The 19052-nt window shown below is 66.8% G+C and carries 21 protein-coding genes; 13 read left to right on the top strand and 8 right to left on the bottom strand.

All coding sequences use genetic code 11. From position 1 onward, the window contains the following. Positions 1-3 precede the first annotated feature (3 nt). Positions 4-420, top strand: a complete 417-nt coding sequence (locus ACSBP4_RS03385; protein ID WP_435551362.1) for a hypothetical protein — start codon at positions 4-6, stop codon at positions 418-420. Here ACSBP4_RS03385 and ACSBP4_RS03380 read toward each other — a convergent pair. From ACSBP4_RS03380 to ACSBP4_RS03365, 4 genes are read right to left on the bottom strand one after another with little or no spacing between them, the layout of a single operon-like run. Beyond that, positions 417-1361 carry a thiamine-phosphate synthase family protein gene (locus ACSBP4_RS03380; RefSeq protein WP_435551361.1) on the bottom strand — a complete coding sequence of 315 codons (945 nt, stop codon included), beginning with the start codon at positions 1359-1361 and terminating at the stop codon, positions 417-419. The two genes, ACSBP4_RS03385 and ACSBP4_RS03380, sit on opposite strands and share 4 nt — an antisense overlap. A 58-nt stretch (positions 1362-1419) precedes the next feature. Next, the gene (phnE, locus tag ACSBP4_RS03375; protein WP_049966668.1) at positions 1420-2376 is read right to left on the bottom strand and encodes a phosphonate ABC transporter, permease protein PhnE; all 957 of its coding nucleotides are present in this window, start codon (positions 2374-2376) and stop codon (positions 1420-1422) included. Next, entirely contained in the window at positions 2369-3070 is a 702-nt protein-coding gene (locus ACSBP4_RS03370; RefSeq protein WP_049966669.1) for a phosphonate ABC transporter ATP-binding protein, read from the bottom strand. Before ACSBP4_RS03370 ends, phnE begins: the two co-directional genes overlap by 8 nt. A gap of 11 nt (positions 3071-3081) precedes the next feature. Beyond that, positions 3082-3996 (bottom strand): phosphate/phosphite/phosphonate ABC transporter substrate-binding protein, encoded by a 915-nt coding sequence (locus ACSBP4_RS03365; protein ID WP_435551360.1) that lies wholly within the window; start codon positions 3994-3996, stop codon positions 3082-3084. Between the two features lie 134 nt (positions 3997-4130). Between ACSBP4_RS03365 and mvk the strand changes: the two genes are divergently transcribed. Next, entirely contained in the window at positions 4131-5117 is a 987-nt protein-coding gene (gene mvk, locus ACSBP4_RS03360) for a mevalonate kinase (protein ID WP_006650706.1), read from the top strand. Beyond that, on the top strand, positions 5114-5848 hold the full coding sequence (locus ACSBP4_RS03355) for an isopentenyl phosphate kinase (RefSeq protein ID WP_435551359.1): 735 nt from the start codon (positions 5114-5116) through the stop codon (positions 5846-5848). The genes mvk and ACSBP4_RS03355 overlap by 4 nt, the downstream gene beginning before the upstream one ends. 127 nt (positions 5849-5975) lie before the next feature. Here ACSBP4_RS03355 and ACSBP4_RS03350 read toward each other — a convergent pair whose 3' ends face one another. Beyond that, on the bottom strand, positions 5976-7520 hold the full coding sequence (locus tag ACSBP4_RS03350) for a TrkH family potassium uptake protein (RefSeq protein WP_049966671.1): 1545 nt from the start codon (positions 7518-7520) through the stop codon (positions 5976-5978). A gap of 200 nt (positions 7521-7720) precedes the next feature. Between ACSBP4_RS03350 and ACSBP4_RS03345 the strand changes: the two genes are divergently transcribed. The 4 genes from ACSBP4_RS03345 (at position 7721) to ACSBP4_RS03330 (ending at position 10649) form a co-directional block, all read left to right on the top strand. Beyond that, positions 7721-7966, top strand: a complete 246-nt coding sequence (locus tag ACSBP4_RS03345; RefSeq protein ID WP_049966672.1) for a hypothetical protein — start codon at positions 7721-7723, stop codon at positions 7964-7966. A gap of 118 nt (positions 7967-8084) precedes the next feature. Next, on the top strand, positions 8085-8771 hold the full coding sequence (locus ACSBP4_RS03340; RefSeq protein ID WP_049966673.1) for a potassium channel family protein: 687 nt from the start codon (positions 8085-8087) through the stop codon (positions 8769-8771). Positions 8772-8898: 127 nt separating this feature from the next. Continuing rightward, complete coding sequence (locus ACSBP4_RS03335; RefSeq protein ID WP_006650711.1) at positions 8899-10449, top strand: TrkH family potassium uptake protein; 1551 nt, start codon at positions 8899-8901, stop codon at positions 10447-10449. Continuing rightward, positions 10446-10649, top strand: coding sequence for a hypothetical protein (locus ACSBP4_RS03330; RefSeq protein WP_049966674.1), 204 nt, complete (start codon positions 10446-10448; stop codon positions 10647-10649). Before ACSBP4_RS03335 ends, ACSBP4_RS03330 begins: the two co-directional genes overlap by 4 nt. Before the next feature lie 127 nt (positions 10650-10776). Here ACSBP4_RS03330 and trkA read toward each other — a convergent pair whose 3' ends face one another. Further along, entirely contained in the window at positions 10777-12108 is a 1332-nt protein-coding gene (gene trkA / locus ACSBP4_RS03325; protein WP_049966675.1) for a Trk system potassium transporter TrkA, read from the bottom strand. Between the two features lie 357 nt (positions 12109-12465). On the opposite strand from trkA, the gene ACSBP4_RS03320 reads away from it, so the two are divergent. The 4 genes from ACSBP4_RS03320 to ACSBP4_RS03305 all read left to right on the top strand — a co-directional run bounded on the left by ACSBP4_RS03320 (position 12466) and on the right by ACSBP4_RS03305 (position 17130). Beyond that, complete coding sequence (locus ACSBP4_RS03320; protein WP_006650714.1) at positions 12466-13812, top strand: ribonuclease J; 1347 nt, start codon at positions 12466-12468, stop codon at positions 13810-13812. A gap of 1 nt (position 13813) precedes the next feature. Then, a complete protein-coding gene (idsA3, locus tag ACSBP4_RS03315) occupies positions 13814-14866 on the top strand; it encodes a geranylfarnesyl diphosphate synthase (protein ID WP_006182169.1) in 1053 nt (350 codons plus the stop codon). A gap of 105 nt (positions 14867-14971) precedes the next feature. Then, on the top strand, positions 14972-15388 hold the full coding sequence (locus ACSBP4_RS03310; RefSeq protein WP_049966676.1) for a hypothetical protein: 417 nt from the start codon (positions 14972-14974) through the stop codon (positions 15386-15388). Next, the gene (locus ACSBP4_RS03305) at positions 15388-17130 is read left to right on the top strand and encodes a glutamate--tRNA ligase (protein WP_435551358.1); all 1743 of its coding nucleotides are present in this window, start codon (positions 15388-15390) and stop codon (positions 17128-17130) included. Before ACSBP4_RS03310 ends, ACSBP4_RS03305 begins: the two co-directional genes overlap by 1 nt. A 55-nt stretch (positions 17131-17185) precedes the next feature. Here the strand turns inward: ACSBP4_RS03305 and ACSBP4_RS03300 are convergent, their stop codons facing one another. Beyond that, entirely contained in the window at positions 17186-17350 is a 165-nt protein-coding gene (locus ACSBP4_RS03300) for a hypothetical protein (protein ID WP_172704592.1), read from the bottom strand. Positions 17351-17394: 44 nt separating this feature from the next. Next, entirely contained in the window at positions 17395-17880 is a 486-nt protein-coding gene (locus tag ACSBP4_RS03295; RefSeq protein WP_006650718.1) for a DUF456 domain-containing protein, read from the bottom strand. A gap of 77 nt (positions 17881-17957) precedes the next feature. Here ACSBP4_RS03295 and ACSBP4_RS03290 point away from each other — a divergent pair, with 77 nt between their 5' ends. Next, positions 17958-18698 (top strand): SDR family NAD(P)-dependent oxidoreductase, encoded by a 741-nt coding sequence (locus ACSBP4_RS03290; RefSeq protein WP_435551357.1) that lies wholly within the window; start codon positions 17958-17960, stop codon positions 18696-18698. 79 nt (positions 18699-18777) lie between these two features. Beyond that, a complete protein-coding gene (locus tag ACSBP4_RS03285) occupies positions 18778-19050 on the top strand; it encodes a HalOD1 output domain-containing protein (protein ID WP_435551356.1) in 273 nt (90 codons plus the stop codon). Positions 19051-19052 lie beyond the last annotated feature (2 nt).

The raw sequence follows: 19052 nt of genomic DNA, 5'->3' as shown, positions 1-19052 counted from the left end.
ACCATGTCCGAGCCAGTGTCCGGCGAGGCGGCCGACGCCGTCGACCGATGGGATCGCATCTTCGAGATACTCGCCGCGGAGCCGCGACGGCAGATCGTCGACGCGCTGTTGGACGCCCCGGCCGGCGAGTCGGTCCCGTTACCGGAAGTCGCGACGAACCCGAGCATCGACACGGACCTCGAGCGGGTACGGCTTCGGTTGCGACATCATCACCTCCCGCTGCTGGAGCGGGAACGGATCGTCGAATGGGAACGGGAGCCGTTGCGTGCCTACCGCGGCTGTAATTTCGAGGACGCCGGACTCGTCCTACAGAGCCTGTACGCGAACGCGGGGGCGTTACCGGACCGGTTGGCCCTGGGCTGTCGAACGCTCGAACGCGAACGGCGGAGTGGGGATCGGGGGAGCGAACTCAGCGGCTAGGCGGAACCGTCGGCCGCCGACGTGGACCGGGCCGCGAGTAACTCCCCGACCAGTTCGGCAGCCTCGACGGCCGTTGCCCCGAAGACGTAGGTCACCGGTTCGATTCCGAACGCGCCCCGGTGGTAGGCGACGGTGGGGACGGCACCGCGGTCCGCGAACCGGTCGCCGAGATGCTCGCTGCGGTCCTCGTAGTCGGCATCGAACTCGAGGGGGTCGATCCCCCGCGATCGGGCCGCAGCGAGCAGGGTGTCGTCGGTAGCGACGTTGATCGCCGCCCGGATATCGGGGTCGGTGTCGTTGGCGGCGAGGACGGCCGTCGCGACGTGTTTCGACGCGCCGAACTCGGGGTTCGCGGGGATCTCGATCCGGCCGCCCATGGCGTAGATCCGGCCGGGGATGGCGGCGACATCGGTCTCGTCGGTCGGGTCGGGAAGCGACATCCCGACGTTGGTCCCGACGTTCGGGACGGCATCAACCATCCCGGGGACCGAAGCGAGTGTCCGTGCCGCCGTCCGGACGTTCGCGAGGACATCCCGCTCGGCGCGGACATCGGGATCGAGGCCCCGGACACAGAGGTCACAGCCCAGTCCCCGTAACGCGGGCATCTCCTCCTCGTGGAGTTCACAGATCGGCCCGCGGTCCTCGAGGCTGCGGACGAGCGAGAGCAGTTCGGACAGGGCGTCGTAGCCGTCCATCTCACCGTCGGCGAGGCCGTCCGCGATCCGGTCGACGGTCGCAACCGTCTCGGGATCGTCGCGAAAGCGGCTGTCGCCGCCGCCCTCGCCGGCGACGTACGTGCTGACTGCGGCCTGCGTGACGCCGAGTTCGGCGGCGATCTCTCGCTGGGTGAGCCCGCGATCCGCGAGTCGGGCGGCCAGCATCGCCCGGACCGTCGGCAGGAACCGGTCGACGACGAGTTCGCTCGGCAAGACCAGCGACATACGAGCGACGAGCCGGCGGATCGACATAAGTCCGACTACCCGCACCGGGGCGACCGGCTCACCGTTCGGCCGCCCGCCGGTCCGCATCGAGGACGCTCCGGAGCGCGTTCGCGACGGTCTCGACGCCGACGATGAGGGCGAGAACGACCACGATCGCCGCCATCACTCGCGTATAGTTCCGGGCCCGGAACGCCATGATCAACGGGTAGCCGATCCCGCCTGCCCCGACGATCCCGAGTACCGAGCTCTTCCGCGCGTTGAGCTCGAGGTAAAACAGCGTCCAGGCCACGTACGCCGTCGTCACCTGCGGGAGCCGGGCAGCGGCCGTCGTCGCGACGATACCTGCGCCCGTCGAGCGAAGGGCGTCGACGGGACCGGGGTCGATCTCCTCCATCTCGTCGGCGAACAGCCGGCCGAGGTCGCCGACCGTCCCCATCGCGATCGCGAGGGTCCCCGCGACGGGACCCAGCCCCGCGAGGACGACGAACAGCAGCGCGTACACCATACTCGGCACCGCACGGAGGCCACCGAGGAGGAGTCGGGCCGGCCCGTAGACGACCCGCGGGGCGACGTTGCTCGCCGCGAGTACGCCCACACACAGCGCCGGCGGCAGGCCGATCGCTGTCCCGACGGCCGCGATCGCGAGCGTCTCGAGGGCTGCCGCGGCCAGCGAGGGGCCGTCGGCGCGCAGCTGCGCCGCGAGCCGGTCCGGAGCCAGCATCTCCTCGAGCAGGATCGAGACAAGGTTCTCCCGGTGGGCGTAGAGGTAGGCGAGGTCGAACCCGAGCCACTGCGCGATCGCGACGACGCCCGCGACGAGGGCGACGAGCAGCGCGGCGCGGCCCGCCGTTCGGCGACGCCACTGCCGCTGGACGCGATCGAACTCGGCGGCGACCGAATTCGATGACGGGGCGTTTCCAGCGCTTTCCTCGGTCGGTTCCGTTCGCGCCGTGCGTTCGGCTGCCGTAGCGGGTTCGACCGCGTCACCCCGATCGGCGGGTCCGCGGTCAGTCATCGTACACCGCCTCGATTCGGGCGTCGTCGACATCGGCGGCCGCGGCGTCGAGGACGAGGCGGCCGTCGGCGAGACCGAGATACCGATCGGCGACGCCGTCGGCCAGCCGGGGTTGGTGGAGGCTGACGACGCCGACGAGCTCCCGCCGGCGGACGACGGCCGCGAGGCGCTCGAGGACCGAGCGGCCCGTCGCGGGGTCGAGGGCGGCGACCGGTTCGTCGGCGAGCAACACCGCGGGCTCTTGCTGGAGCGCGCGGGCGATGCCGACGCGCTGGCGTTGGCCGCCCGAGAGATCCCCGACACGCCGGGCCGCGTAGCCGTCCAGTCCGACGGCGTGGAGCCGTTCGATCGCCGCCCGCTTCGCGGACGGGGCGTGCCAGCCGACCAGTTCCCGCCACGCGGGTTCCCGACCCAGCCCGCCGTCGAGGACGTTCTCGAGCGCGGACTTGCGATCGATCAGCGCCCCCGCCTGAAAGACGAGCGCGACGTCGGTCGGGACCGCCCGCTCGCCCCCGAGACGGACGGTGCCCGAGTCGGGTTCCGTGAGTCCGTCCAGACAGCGGAGCAGCGTCGTCTTGCCGGCTCCCGAGCGGCCGATCAGGACCGTCAGTTCGCCCGGGGCGAGGGCCACGTCGACGCCGTCGACCGCGACCTCGTCCCCGTAGCGTTTCTCGAGGGCGGTTACGGTGAGCATCGGTACGGGACCTAGTCGGATTCGTCTCCGTCTTCCTCCTCCAGATCCGCGATTTCGATGCCGAGTTCCTCGGCGACGTCCCGGACGGGATCGTAGGTGCCGGGTTCGACGGGCCCGTACCTGTCGACCCGGTGGTCCTCGAGGGCCTCGTCCGGCGTCTCGAGCAGTCGCTCGGTCATCTGCTCGCGGACCGTCTCGGGGGTATCGGGCTTCGCGACGATCGGGTCGAACGGAATCGGGTCGCTCTCGGCGAGTTTGACGATCGCGTCGTCGTCCGGATGCTGGAAGTCGCCGTAGGCGGCGGCGTCGACGTGGCCGTTCTCGAGGGCCTGAAGTGACGCGTCGTGACCGAACGACCACTCGATGTCGAAGTCCGCCGCTTCGGTGTCGACGTCGCCGGCATCGAGACCCGCCTCCGAGAGCATGTACCGCGGGAACAGGCCGCCGCTCGTGCTCAGCGGGTCGACCATCGCCACGGTCTTCCCCTCGAGATCGGCGAGGTGCTCGACGTCCGTTTCGGCCCGCGTGGCGACGTACGTGTGGTACGCGTCACTGCCGTGGGACCAGTTGATCGCCAGCGGGTGGATCCCCTCGTCGCGGGCCATGGCGTAGATGACCGGCGAGAGGTTCGCCAGCTCCGTGTGACCCTGCACGACGCTCTCGACGACCGCGCTGTAACTGGTCGTCGGCGCCCCCTCGACCGAATCGACTTCGTCGAACCCGTCCGCAATCCACTCGAACGTGCCGGCGTACTGGGCTTCGAGCTGCTCCGCGTCCTGAAACGGCGGGAGCGCGAACTCGATCGTCCCGTCCGCCCACGCGGCGACCGGGTGGTCGTCACTGTCGATACTCTCGCCGCCGAGACAGCCGCCGATGGCGGCGGTCGCGCCCCCGGCGATGGCTCCGAGATACGTCCGTCGGTTCACAGCCGCTGTCGTCACCACCGGGGTATAACACCTACGAATACGCCGCGGGCGGCGGGATCCGTCCTCGATGGAGCGGCGGGCGACGCTCGCCCGGTAGAGATAGCTATTAACGGCCGTCGGACGAACGGCCGGCCATGACACTCTCGAGCGCTCCCGGCAAGGTGTACCTCTTCGGGGAGCATGCGGTGGTGTACGGCGAGCCCGCCGTCCCGTGTGCGATCGAGCGGCGGGCCCGCGTCGAGGTCCGGCAACGGGACGACGGGCGACTCCGGGTCAACGCGGAGGACCTGAGCCTGAACGGGTTCACCGTCGAGTACGGGGCGACAGCCGACGCTCGTCCCGACGTGGACGTCCCCGAATCGCTGGTGACGGCGGCGACCCAGTACGTCGACGGTGCGATCGAACAGGTCCGCGAGGTCACCGGTGCGGAAGAGGCCGGCTTCGACGTGACCATCGAGAGCGACATCCCGCTCGGGGCGGGTCTGGGGTCCTCGGCGGCGGTCGTCGTCGCCGCCATCGACGCGGCCACTCGGGAACTCGGCGTCACCTTGGACCGCGACGAACTCGCCGAGCGAGCCTATCGAACGGAGTCACAGGTCCAGGATGGCCAGGCCTCCCGCGCCGACACGTTCTGCTCGGCAACCGGCGGCGCGGTCCGTGTCGAGGGAGACGACTGCCGCTCGCTCGAGGCACCGGAACTCCCGATCGTGATCGGGTTCGACGGCGGCGCGGGCGAGACCGGCCAGCTGGTCGCGGGCGTCCGGGACCTCCGCGAGGAGTACGACTTCGCGGCCCACACGGTCGAAGCCATCGGCGACGTGGTTCGCAACGGCGAGGACGCCCTCGCCGACGGCGATGTCGAGGAGATCGGTCGACTGATGGACTTCAACCACGGCCTGCTCTCCGCGCTGGGGGTCTCCTCACGCTCGCTGGACACGATGGTCTGGGCGGCCCGCGACGCGGGCGCTCACGGCGCGAAGTTGACCGGTGCCGGCGGCGGGGGCTGTATCGTCGCGCTCGATCCCACCGAGGAGACCGAGACCGCACTCTCGTTCACGCCGGGCTGTGAGGACGCCTTCCGCGCCGAACTGGCAGAAACCGGGGTGAAGCGGGTCGAATGATCGTCCTGAAACTCGGCGGCAGCGTCATCACCGCAAAGGACCGGCCGGAGACCCTCGACGGCGACGCCCTGGCGCGGGCGGCGGACGCGATCGCCGCGCTCAAGGGCGATGAGGACCTCGTCGTCGTCCACGGCGGCGGCAGTTTCGGCCACCACAACGCCAGCGAACACGGCGTCACCACGACGGCGGGGACCCGCGACGCGACCGCGGCGCTCGATATTCACGGCGCCATGAAGACGCTCAATCAGTTCGTCCTCGGACGGCTGCTCGAGCGCGACGTCGAGGCGGTGCCGGTCCATCCCCTCTCGGCGGGCCATCGCGACGGCGAGGGCGAACTCGATCTGCCGACCGGGCAGGTCGAGACGATGCTCGCCGAGGGATTCGTTCCCGTCCTCCACGGCGATATGATCGCCCACGCAGGCGAAGGCGCGACCGTCGTCAGCGGCGACGAACTGGTGGCGGCGTTGGCTCGAGCCCTCGAGGCCGATCGGGTCGGGCTCTGTTCGACGGTGCCCGGCGTACTGGACGGTGAGGATGCGGTCATCGACCGGATCGACGACTTCGACGCCGTCGCCGACGTCCTGGGAGCCAGCGAGGCGACCGACGTGACCGGCGGGATGGCCGGCAAGGTGCGGACGCTGCTCGGTCTCGAGGCCGAGGCGTCGATCTTCGGGCTCGAGGGCTTGGCGTCGTTCCTCGCGGGCGAGAACCCGGGGACGACGATCGACTGAGGTGGGTTGCTATTACTGGGTCCCGGCGCATCCGTGGTGCAGATCGTGGCCGTGTCGGGACTGACGGGAATCGGACGAACGCGAGAGCAGGGAGCGGGATCGACCGCACGGAGGCGAGCCGATCCGTTCAGCGGGTCCAGAACCCGCCGGTAAAGAGGATCAGTACCGGGATGATCTCGAGGCGGCCGATCCACATCAGGAAGATCATCAGGAGTTTCGATGGGACCGGGAAATCCAGGTAGCTGCCGAACGGTCCGAGGTGGCCGAAGCCGGGGCCGATGTTCCCGATCGTCGCGAGGCTCGCGCTGAAGGCCTCGAGCGGGGAGAAGTTCGCGATCGCGCTGGCCCGACTGACGTCCAGCGCGATCAGCAGGGTCGCGCCGGCGAAGATGATGAGGTACATGAAGGTAAAGCCGAGGACGCCCCGGATGGCGTCCTCGTCGACGACGTTGCCGCCGAGCCGGATCGGACGGACGACCTCGGGGTGGGACGCGGTAAACAGCTCCCGCCGAAGGACTTTGAAGATGATCAGCCATCGGACGACCTTGACGCCACCGCCCGTCGAGCCGGCACAGCCGCCCACGAGCATCGCGAATAGGAGGACGATCTTCCCCGTCGAACTCCAGTCGACGAAGTCACTGGTCGCGTACCCCGTCGAGGTCAACAGCGAGGAGATCTGGAAGGCGCTCTGGCGCAGCGAGTTCTCGAACACGCCTTCGGTCACGCCGCCGAGTTCCGCCAAGGCAGGCGCGGTGCCAACGTAGAGCATCCCGGCCAAGAGGGCAGTGAGTCCGGCGATCGCGGTGATGTAGGCGCGGAACTCGGAGTTGCGGACGAAGCGGTGGCCCTCCCCGCTGAAGACGTGCCAGAACAGCGCGAAGTTGGTCCCGGCGATGATCATGAACGGCACGGCGGTCCACTGCACGGCCGCCGAGAAGGCCGCGACGCTGTCGGCCTCCGGCGAGAACCCGCCGGTCGGGAGCGTCGTGAACCCGTGGGCGATGGCGTTGTACAGCCCCATGTTAGGTGCCGCTCCCGCGAGGTGCAAGCCGTAGAGAATAGCGATATAGACGACGGTAAAGGCGAAGTAGACCAGCCAGAGGATACGGGCGGTCTCCGCGATCCGCGGCGTGAGTTTCTGTAGCTCGGGGCCCGGAGCCTCCGAATCGACGAGCTGGGCACCGCTGACGGCGATTTCAGGGAGGATCGCGACCATCAACACGATGATCCCCATCCCGCCGAGCCACTGGGTGAGCTGTCGCCACATCATGATCGCGTGGGAATGGCGCTCGAGGGAAATTTCGCCCAGGACGGTCGCTCCGGTCGTCGTGAACCCGGACATCGACTCGAAGAGGGCGTTGACGGGATGGGCAAGCGTCGACTCGGTCCCCCAGCCCGCGATCACGTACGGCACTGCCCCCACGACCGCGACCGCGAGCCACGAGATCGCGACGAACAGCATCGCCTCGCGGATATCGAGGTCCGGTTCGGGGCTGAGCCGCTCGAGACCCTCGCCGACTGCGACCGTCAGCGCGATCGTCGCGACGAACGGGACGACTGGATCGCGATAGATAAGCGCCACGACGAGCGGAAGGACCAGCGGCACGGAGAGATACTTGAGAACGGTTCCGACGAGCGCGACGCTGGCGCGCCAGTCAGTTCGGAGCCGCATGGAACACCCCGCTCGCGGAAGTACATCTAGACACGGTAGTTATCGCATTTCGATTCGGTCCCATTAATCCATCGTAAGACGGTTTCCACCCGTGACACCGTTGTGGCCGGCGAAAAAGCGCCTCGAAAATGGGCCTCGAAGGGGGAGTATCGATCGGTTTCGTGAATAGGATTATATACTGACAGCGCGTAGATAGTACTATGCACGTTCGATTACCAAGCGTTCGCCACCCACATACGTTCTACGACGTCTTTGGCGTCGTCGCCGCCGCGGTGGCGATCATGGCCCTCGTCCTTGCCGTCCGATACGGGGAGGTGATCCGACTCGAGATGGCCGTTTTCATCGCGGTCGTCTTCCTGTGGGCCGGTTGGGCGATCGAACGGATTCTGTCGGAAACCACGGAGCGATCGAGACGGCAGCGCCAACGGGACTGGCCGTGGAAATGATCCCGTCCCGGTAGCTCTCTCGACGGATTCGCACGGGATCGAGTTCCTCTCGTTCGGGGCGACCGAGACGGTCACCGAAGCGGTATATTTTCAACGGTCACGCAAGAACACCGATCTAATGTATATCGTCATCGTCGGTGCGGGCGATATCGGCCAACCCCTCATCGATATCGCGACGCGTTCGGGAAACGAAGTCGTCGTCATTGAGAACGATCCCGAACGAGCGGATCGGGCCGCCGGTACGTACGACTGTCTGATTCTCGAGGACGATGCAACCGATCACAATGCGCTTCAGGACGCCGGCATCGAGCGGGCGGACGCCCTGATCAGTACGACCGACCGGGACGCGACCAACATCATGGTCTGTCTGCTCGCCCAGGAACACGAGGTCCCCAACATCGTCTCGGTCGTTCACGATCCCGAACACATGAACGTGTTCCGCCAGATCGGCGTCAACACGATGGAGAATCCGCAGGAACTCATCGCCGAATACCTCTATCGGGCGGTCGCTCGCCCGGCGATCGTCGACTACATGCGGATCGGCGAGCAGGCGGAAGTGTTCGAGATAGAGGTGACGGAAAACGCGCCGATCGCCGGGAAGACCCTCATCGAGGCGGCTGACGGTGACCTCCTCTCCGAGGACGTCCTGGTCGTCGCGATCGAACGCGAGGGCGAGGATCCGCCGATCACGCCACGGGGGAATACGCGGATCGAGGCCGGGGACCTCCTGACGGTCTATTCGGCGTTCGGTGCGGAACCCGAACTCACGGACGTGTTCGGCCATCCCGAAGACCGAGTCCAATGACGGTCGATCGACGGTGGGTCCGGACCGACGCCGCTGGTACCGCACGGCCGTCTTCGGGAGCCCTGCCTCGAGCGGGGCGGCAAGCCCTCACCGTACCGGCGTCTCCGAAGCCGGTGGAGGGTGACGGATGAAGGGGGCGGCACGGACCATCGGACGGGACCTGGGCCGCATCTTTCAGGCGCTGGCCGGACTGCTGTTCGTTTCGATCCTCGTGCCGCTCATCTGGGGGGAGTACTACGCGATTCCGGCACTGGTCGTCGCGGGACTGGTCCCCTTTGCCGTCGGCTACATCTTGACCTCGCGGTTCCGGGACGCGGCCCGGCCCGGCAAGCTCCACGGGATGATCATCGCCGCGCTGGGCTGGTTCTGTGTCGCGATCTTCGGTTCGCTGCCGTTCCTCCTCATCGCGTGGACGGTCGAACTCGCGCCGCCGATCCTCGGCGAGCCGTCCCAGACGTCGACGCTCGCGGCGTTTACGAACCCGATCAATGCCGTCTTCGAGAGCATGAGCGGCTTCACCGGGACCGGGCTGACGATGACCGACAACGAGGAGGTCCTGCCGCGGACGCTGCAGTGGTGGCGGTCGTTCATCGAGTGGATCGGCGGCGTGGGCGTGATCGTCCTCACGACGGCGATCCTCGCCCGGCCGGGGAGCGGCTCGCTGACCCTCTACGAGAGCGAAGCCCGCTCCGAGCGGATCCACCCGAGCATCGTCTCGACCGTGCAGACGATCTGGTGGATCTTCATCCTCTTTACGTTCGTCTCGATCCTGCTGCTGTGGGTCGTCGGAATGCCGCTCTGGGGGGCGATCAACCACGGCATGACGGGGCTGGCGACCGGCGGGTTCTCGATCACTGACAACTCGATCGCGACCTACGACAGCGTGGCCATCGACTTCGCGCTCCTCCCGATCATGCTGCTTGGCAGCATCGCGTTCCCCGTCCACTATCTCATCCTGCAGGGTGACCTGCGGAACCTCTATTCGGACCTGCAGACCCGCTGGGTGTTCATCTACATGGGGATCGGGACGGTTCTGCTGACCGTGCTGGTGTACGTCAGTGACACGTACGACTCCCTGTTTACCGCGTTCCGGTACGGCTCGTTCCAGTTCGTCTCGGCGGCGACCTGTGCCGGCTTCCAGACCGCGACCGACGCGACGAACGTCGCGCTGGGGCGCTGGTCGGCACAGGCCCAGCTCACCGTCGTGTTCGGGATGGTCGTCGGCGGCGCGGCGGGGTCGACGGTCGGCGGGATCAAGCTGATCCGAGCGCTCACCCTCCTGAAAGGGATCCGGTTCCGTATCGCGGACGTCTTCTACCCCGAGACGGCCGTCCGCCGACTGAAGATCAACGGCCGCCGGCTCAACGAGCAGGAAATACGCCAGGAGTTCGAGGAAGCGGCGATCATCGCCGCGCTCTGGTTCCTCTTCCTCGGGCTCGGCACCTTCGCGCTTCTCATCATGCTCCCGCAGGGCGAGTACACCCTCGAGAACGTTATCTTCGAAGTGGCAAGCGCACAGGGGAACGTCGGCCTCTCGGCGGGTATCACCGGGCCGGAGTCGCTCCCGACGCTCGGCAAGGTCATGTTCCTCTTTAACATGTGGATCGGCCGCCTCGAGATCATTCCCGTGCTGGTGACGCTGCGGGCGGTCTTCGACCGCGGGGGGCTCTACCGATGACCGTCTCTGATATCCCGATCGTCGGCGACCTCCTCGAGTCGGGCGCGGAGGACCGGGTCTTCGATTCGCTCCTGCTTGCGGGGCCGGTCCTGATACTCGTCATCGCCTTCCTCGGCCGCTCGACCGTTACGGTCGGCCTCGCAGCGGCGTACGTTCTCTTCTTCGTCGCATACGTCCTTTATCGCGGTATCCGTCGCTGACGGTTGGTGGTGGCCCGTCGCCTCGTCCTCGAGGCGACTGTCGAACCGGGATCGAGACGAGTGACAGTGCTTGGTCGACGAGAGCGGAGGCTGTGGCGACGGAAACTGCGGAGAACGAACAGCGGCGCTAGATCAGGTCGAGGACGTCGTCGAGGACCGTCGCATCGACGAAGACGATGACGTGGTCACCGGGCTCGATGACGGTCGACCCGCGGGGTGTGATGTGGTCGCCGGACCGCGAAATCGCGCCGATGACGACGCCGGGAGGGAGATCGTCGGTCGCGTCGACGATTTCACGCCCGGCGAGGACGCTCTCCGGGCCGATCTCGATCTCGATGACCTCGGCACGGTCGTGTTCGAGCATCGCGATCTTCTCGGTGTTGTCGGTCCGGGTAAACCGGATGATCTCTTCGGCGGTCTCCTCGCGGGGGTTGATCGCGACGTCGATCCCGACGGTCTCGAAGAGGTCGGCGTACTCGGGGTTCTCGATGATCGCGACGGTACGGTCGACGCCGAGCCGATCGGCAAGCAGGGAGACGAGCAGGTTCTTCTCGTCGCTGTCTAAGGCGGCGACGACGACGTCGGCCTCGCCGACGTGTTCGCGCGCGAGGAACTCGGAGTTGGTCGCGTCGCTTTCCATGACCATCGTGTTCGGCAGCGATTCGGCGATCTCGCGGGCCCGTTCGTGGTCCCGCTCGATCAGCCGCGGCCGGAACCCGTGGTCCTCGAACTCGCGGGCCGCCTGGTAACCGACCTCGCTGCCGCCGACGATGACGACCTCCTCGGCGTCGTCCGGTTTGGTCGCGACCTCGTCGGCGAACTCGTTGATCGAGTCGGGACTACCGATGACGACGACCCGGTCGCCCGCCCGAATGTGTGTGTCACCCCGGGTTACGATCATCTCGTCGTCGCGGAAGATCGCCGCGAACGTCAGCGAGTCGTAACAGTCGGCCTCGCTGACGGTCAGGTCCACGATCGGACTATCCGTCGGAATGTCGAACTCGGCCATCCGGACCAGTCCGCCGGCGAACGTGTCGACGTCGTGTGCGCTGGGCAGGCCGGAGATACGGAAGATCGCCCGCGCGGTCAACAGGTCCGTACAGACCATGAAATCGACGCCGAAGGCACCCTGCGATCCCTGCCACGTTTCCAGCAGCGTCCGGCGGCGCACTCGAGCGACCGTGAAGACGTCCGTCGCGGCCTTGGCCGCGCCACAGACGACCGCGTTGGTCTCGTCGTTGTCGGTACAGGCGATGACCAGTTCCGCCCGCTCGAGGTCCGCCTCACGAAGGATCTCGAGGTCGGTCCCGTCGCCCCGAATCGTCAGCACGTCCAGCGAGTAGGTGAGTTCCTCGACGACGTTCGCGTCGCGGTCGATGACGACCACGTCGTGGCCGTCCTCGAGGTTCGCGGCGATCGAGCGCCCGACCTCGCCGGCACCGACGATGATTACGTACACGACGATCCCTCCGAAAGCATGTATTGCCCACCGGTTTCGGCCGAATAGAGAAATGGATTACGGTGTCTCGAAACCCGTGACAGCCCCCCGCGTTCCGCCCGGACCGCCCCCACGAGACGGTCGCTCCGGACGGCCAACCCACTGCGTTTTTAATGCCCGGGCGTGTAGGGGGGAGCAACGAAACCCGCGGGCAAGTGCGCTCGGTGGCTCACGATGTCGTGAGCCGGACGGGGACGATCGTCCCCGCGAGCGCATAGCGGGATGGCCGACGCGCTGCAAGACGCCGGGGCCGTACGACTAGGCGTCCGCGGACAGTTTCGATGAGAGTCCATCACGCGGCTTTCAGTGCTACGAACCATGGAAATCGAAATCGCAACCATTGGCGGCTACGAAGAAGTCGGACGGCAGATGACTGCCGTCCGCGCCGGCGACGACGTCGTCATCTTCGACATGGGTCTGAACCTCTCGCAGGTCCTGATCCACGACAACGTCGAAACCGAACGGATGCACAGTCTCGACCTGATCGATATGGGCGCAATCCCGGACGACCGGGTCATGAGCGACCTCGAGGGCGACGTCAAGGCCATCGTGCCGACCCACGGGCACCTCGACCACATCGGTGCCATCTCGAAGCTGGCACACCGATACGACGCGCCGATCGTCGCGTCGCCGTTTACGATCGAGCTGGTCAAACAACAGATCGAGGGTGAACAGAAGTTCGGCGTCGAGAACGACCTCGTCAAGATGGAGGCCGGCGAGACGATGTCGATCGGCGACCGCAACGAACTCGAGTTCGTCAACGTCACCCACTCGATCATCGACGCCATTAACCCGGTCCTTCACACGCCCGAGGGGGCGATCGTCTACGGGCTTGACAAGCGCATGGACCACACGCCCGTCATCGGCGACCCGATCGACATGGAGCGGTTCCGCGAGATCGGTCGCGAGGGCAACGGCGTGCTGTGTTACATCGAGGACTGTACCAACGCCAGCAAGAAGGGACGGACCCCCTCCGAGAAGGTCGCCCGCGAACACCTCCGGGACGTCCTCTACAGTGTGGAAGATTACGACGGCGGCATCGTCGCGACGACGTTCTCGAGCCATATCGCCCGCGTCAAATCGCTGGTCGAGTTCGCCGACGACATCGGCCGGCAGCCGGTCCTGCTCGGGCGGTCGATGGAGAAGTATTCGGGCACTGCCGAACGGCTCGACTTCATCGACTTCCCCTCGGATCTGGGGATGTTCGGCCACCGGAAATCCGTCGACCGGACGTTCAAACGCATCATGAACGAAGGCAAGGAGAACTACTTGCCCATCGTCACCGGCCACCAGGGCGAGCCCCGCGCGATGCTCACCCGAATGGCCCGCGGCGAGACGCCCTACGAACTGGACGACGGCGACAAAGTCGTCTTCTCGGCACGGGTCATCCCGGAGCCGACCAACGAGGGCCAGCGCTACCAGGCCGAGAAGTTGCTCGGCATGCAGGGCGCACGCGTCTACGACGACATCCACGTCTCTGGTCACCTCAACCAAGAGGGGCACTACGAGATGCTCGATGCGCTCCAACCGCAACACGTCATCCCCGCCCACCAGGACATGAGCGGCTTCTCCAGCTACGTCAATCTCTGTGAGAGCGAGGGCTACAAGATGGGCCGAGATCTTCACGTGACACGCAACGGGAACCTCATCCAGCTAGTCGACTGATATGACGAGCCCAGAGGCACGCGAAGAGGCGGTGCTCGAGGCGGTCCGGAAGCGCCGCGAGCAGGTCAACGACGCGATTCCCGAGGAGCTACCGATCAAGCGGCCCGAGCGGCTCTACGAAGCCTCCCGCTACTTGCTCGATGCGGGCGGCAAGCGACTCCGACCGACGGTGTTGCTGACGACCGCGGAGGCGCTGACCGACGTCGATCCGCTGTCGGCGGACTACCGCTCGTTCGACCCGGTCGACGGGAGCGGGCCGGTCGATATGATGGCCGCCGCGGTCAGCGTCGAGGTCATCCAGTCGTTTACCCTGATCCACGACGACATCATGGACGACGACGACCTCCGCCGTGGGGTGCCGGCCGTCCACAAGGAGTACGACCTCGAGACGGCGATCCTCGCCGGCGACACGCTCTACTCGAAGGCCTTCGAGATCATGCTCGAGACGGGCGCGGAGTCGGATCGGATCGTCGACGCGCTCGACGTGCTGGCGACGACCTGTACGGACATCTGTGAGGGCCAGTCGCTGGATGTCACCTTCGAGGAACGGGCCGACGTTTCCCCCGACGAGTACCTCGAGATGGTCGAGCAGAAGACGGCCGTGTTGTACGCCGCGTCGGCGTGTCTCCCTGCGATCTTGCTCGGGGCCGACGACGAGACCATCGAGGAACTCTACGGCTACGGGCTCGACATCGGCCGCGCGTTCCAGATCCGGGACGACGTCCTCGATCTGACCGTCCCGAGCGAACAACTGGGCAAACAGCGCGGGAGCGACCTCGTCGAGAACAAACAGACCCTGATCACCGTCCACGCCCGCGAGCAGGGCGTCGACGTCGAGAACCTCGTCGATACCGACGACGTCGAGGCGGTCACGGAGGCCGAGATCGACGACGCCGTCGCCGAACTCGAGGCGTCGGGCTCGATCGCCTACGCCGACGAAACCGCGACCGATCTCGTCGAACGGGGCAAGCGCCGACTCGAGGTACTGCCGGACAACGAGGCCCGCGACCTGCTCTGTGAGCTGGCGGATTACCTGATCGAACGCGGCTACTGACGCTCGATCGGGCACCCGCTGGCGGTCGGCACGGGCGACGCACCGCTCGAGACGGCGTTCGATTTCGCCCGGATTCTGTTGCGAATTCCCCACCGAGCGGTTGATATGACTGACGACTCCACGGACGGAGCCGGCGGGCTCTCCCGACGCGACCTACTCGGGACGGCAATGGCGGTCGGTGCGATCGCGACCGCCGACTGTCTCGACTCGGTCCTCGGGACCGCCGGCCCGAACGAAAACGAGATCGACCCCGTCGCGCCGAACGAGCCCCGTGAGGGGACGGCCGGCGAGTTCTACACGCTGGTCGAGCGAACCGACGTTCCGGTCGCATCGCTCCGAGAAGACGAGGGGGACCTCGAGACTGAGACGGGCTATCGTGCCGATCTTTCTGTACGACCACAGGACGGGGATGGGTGTGCCGGTAGTGACTTCCCCGACCCGTCACGGGTAGCCGCCGTTGTGTGCGTCGGTTGCGGCCCGAATCGCGAGGGTTTTGGCCCGGGCGGAAGTACCGCCCGGTAATGGACGACGACTTACGCGAACGCATCGAGCGCGAGGTCGAGAAGCACGCGCTGTTGAACGCCGTCAAACACGAGAGCGACGCCGACGTCGGTGCCATCATGGGGCCGCTGATGGGCGACAACCCCGACTTCCGCCAACACGGCGACGAGATTCCGGGCATCGCCGGCGGCGTCGTCGGCCGGGTCAACGACCTCGGCTACGACGAGAAACGCGAGCGCCTCGAAGAACTCGCGCCCGAGGAACTCGCCGAGATCGAGGCCGAGGCGGAAGAAGACGAACACGACCTCCCCGATCTCCCGAACGCGGACGACTACGACGAGATCCGGATGCGGTGTGCGCCCAACCCCAACGGCCCGTGGCACGTCGGCCACGCCCGGATGCCCGCCGTCATCGGCACCTATCGCGAGCGCTACGACGGCTGGTTCTGCGTGCGCTTCGACGACACCGACCCCGAGACCAAGCGGCCCGATCTCGAGGCCTACGACGCGATCCTCGAGGACCTCGAATATCTCGGCTTCGAGCCCGACGACGTTTACAAGGCCAGCGATCGCCTCGAGACCTACTACGACCACGCCCGCGAGCTGATCGACCTCGGCGGGGCCTACACCTGCTCGTGTTCGGGCGAGGAATTCTCCGAGTTGAAAAACAGCGGCGAGGCCTGTCCCCACCGCGAGAAAGACGTCGAGACGGTCCGCGAGGAGTTCGCGGCCATGATCGACGGGGAGTACGAAAGCGGTGAGATGGTTCTCCGCGTGAAAACGGACATCGAACACAAGAACCCGGCACTGCGGGACTGGGTCGCCTTCCGGATGATCGATACGCCACACCCCCGCGAGGAAGCCAGCGAGTACCGCTGCTGGCCGATGCTCGACTTCCAGTCGGGGATCGACGATCACCTGCTCGGGATCACCCACATCATCCGCGGGATCGACCTACAGGACTCCGCGAAGCGCCAACAGTTCGTCTACGACTACTTCGACTGGGAGTATCCGGAAGTCGTCCACTGGGGCCACGTCCAGCTCGACGACTACGACGTCAAGATGAGTACCTCGACCATCTCGGAGCTGATCGAGCGAGGCGAACTCGACGGCTGGGACGACCCGCGAGCGCCGACGCTCAAGAGCCTGCGCCGGCGCGGTATTCGGGGCGAGGCCATCGTCGAGGCGATGGTGGGCCTCGGCACCTCGACCAGCGACGTCGATCTGGCGATGAGTTCGATCTACGCCGCCAACCGCGACCTGATCGACGAGGAGACGGACCGCCGCTTCTTCGTCCGCGACGGCAATCAGGTCCCCCTCGCCGGTGACCCGCCCGCCGAGGCGAACCCGCCGCTGCACCCCAACCACGAGGAACGGGGCGTCCGAGAGATCCCCGTCGGCGACTCAGTTATGCTCGAGAGCGAGGACCTCCCCGAGCCGGCCGCCGAGGACACGCGACTCTGGTTGAAGGGACTGGGCGGGTTCGAACTCGAGGACGGCGCGTTGCGGTACGCCACCGACGATCTCGACGTGGTCCGCGAGGAGGGCGTTGACGTCGTCCACTGGGTGCCGGCCGACGGCCGCGTCCCCCTCCGCATGCGGACGATCGACGGCGACGTCACGGGTCACGCCGAGCCCGGCGTCGCCGACCTCGAGCCCGACGAACTGGTGCAGTTCGAGCGGGTCGGGTTCGCGCGGATCGATCGGCACGAAAGTGACGAGGAGGACGACGCGGAGACCGTCGCGTACTACACACATCCCTGAGGCCGTTTCGAGACGGGACGGCTCTCTGAGTCGGGGATTCCCACGCTCCTGCCGATTACTCGAGCAGGTCGTCACCCCGATCCGGTAACGGATCGGCGACGACGCCATCCTGCCGACCCAGCACGCGGGCGTGGGCGGCACAGACGTGCCGGTTCTCGTCCCACGGAACGTGTAACTCGACCGCCGCTTGGCGCTGACAGTCGGGTTCGGTACAGTCCATCATTCTCCGTGAACGATACCCACGACTTCAGTGTTTCCCGCGGCTCACAGCAGGAAGACCGCGACGAGAAAGCCAAGCAAAATCGTGGCCGTCAACAGCACCTGGACCGCCGTCGACGCGAGGGTCCCGACCGTCGTGTAGACCGCCGACCGGGCGCTGCCCTCGAGTTCCTCGCCGCGGACGAACTCGAGGACGAAGACGGTCCCGAAGAGGCCGGCCAGTAGCCCGACCGGGCCGGTGACGAGCATGAGGACGATGCCGACGCCGGCGGCGACGGCGGTCGTCAGCCACGACGCGCCACCGGCGCGGGCGGCGATCGACCCGCCGAAGAACTCGATGAGTGCCGTGACGACGGCGATGACGGCCAGGACGGCGAACGTGAGGACGCTGATCTCCGCGGTGCCGGACCCCCACCAGTAGACGCCGAGCCCCGCCAGCGAGAGGAGACCGCTGGGCACCATCGGGACGGCCGCGCCGACGATCGCACCGGCGAGCAACGCGACGGCGACGACGAGGACCACGTCGACCATACTGACGGCGACGACGGACTGCGGCAAATGCCTACCGCCTTCAGTAGGGTTAGGTACGCGGCTCCGAACCTGTGGATATGACACAGCAACCCGGTGCGATCGTCGTCGGCGCGTCCTCGGGGATCGGCGAGGCGCTTTCCCGACGGCTGGCGGCCGACGGCTACGAGATCGGACTTGCGGCCCGGCGAACCGAACGGATGCGGCGGATCGGGAACGAACTACCGACCAAGTCCTACGTCGCGACGATGGACGTCACCGCAGTCGAGGACGCCAGACAGGGCTTTTTCGACCTCGCGGAGGCGATGCCGTCGGTCGACCTCGTCGTCCTCAGCGCCGGGGTCGCGACCGTCAATCGGGACCTCGAGTGGGAGCCCGAACGGCAGACGATCGACGTCAACGTCCGCGGGTTTACCGCGCTGGCGACGGCCGCGATGGAATACTTCGAGTCGACGCCGGACCACGCCAGCGAGTCGGACGGCCACCTCGTGGGGATCTCGTCCGTGGCGGCCCACATCGGTAACGACGACGCGCCGGCGTACAGCGCCTCCAAGGCCTACGTCTCGACGTATCTGGAAGGGCTTCGCTATCGGGAGGGCGATCGCGATACGGACGTGGCGATCACGACCATCGAGCCGGGGTTCGTCGACACCAAGCTGTCGCTGGGCGGCTTCTGGGAGTGTTCGCCCGAAACGGCGGCCGCACAGATCGCTCGAGCGATCGAGAAGAAGCGAACGCACGCCTACGTCACGCGGCGCTGGCGGGCCATCGCGTGGCTCGTTGATCTCCTTCCCGAGCGGCTGCGTCGACGGCTGTTTTGAGGGTGCGTGCCGGGGACGGCGTCTCGGAGAGCGGAATCATGCCGGACATCTATACTGGGGGTTCCCATTGGCAGGGACGATGACGGATCAGACCGAGAGTGAGATCGTTCACCGGACGCTCGACCCCGACGGCGAGAACCCGACGGTACAGATCATCGAGGCGATCATGGACCTCGAGGGCGTCGATTCGACCGACCTCCCGACGATATACGACTGTGTGGACGGGATGCTCGCCGAACTCTTTTCGAACCCGCCGGCACCGGAGGCCCAGATGGAGGTCGAGTTCAGTTATCACCGGTATCGGATCGCCGTCGAACAGAACGGGACGGCGAAGTTCGTGAAAACGGGGTGAGG

This window comes from Natrinema sp. CGMCC1.2065 (genome assembly GCF_051225675.1).
Taxonomy (GTDB): Archaea; Halobacteriota; Halobacteria; order Halobacteriales; family Natrialbaceae; genus Natrinema; species Natrinema thermotolerans.
Note: the sequence above shows the minus strand (reverse complement) of the source record. Positions and strands in the feature narration are given on the sequence as shown.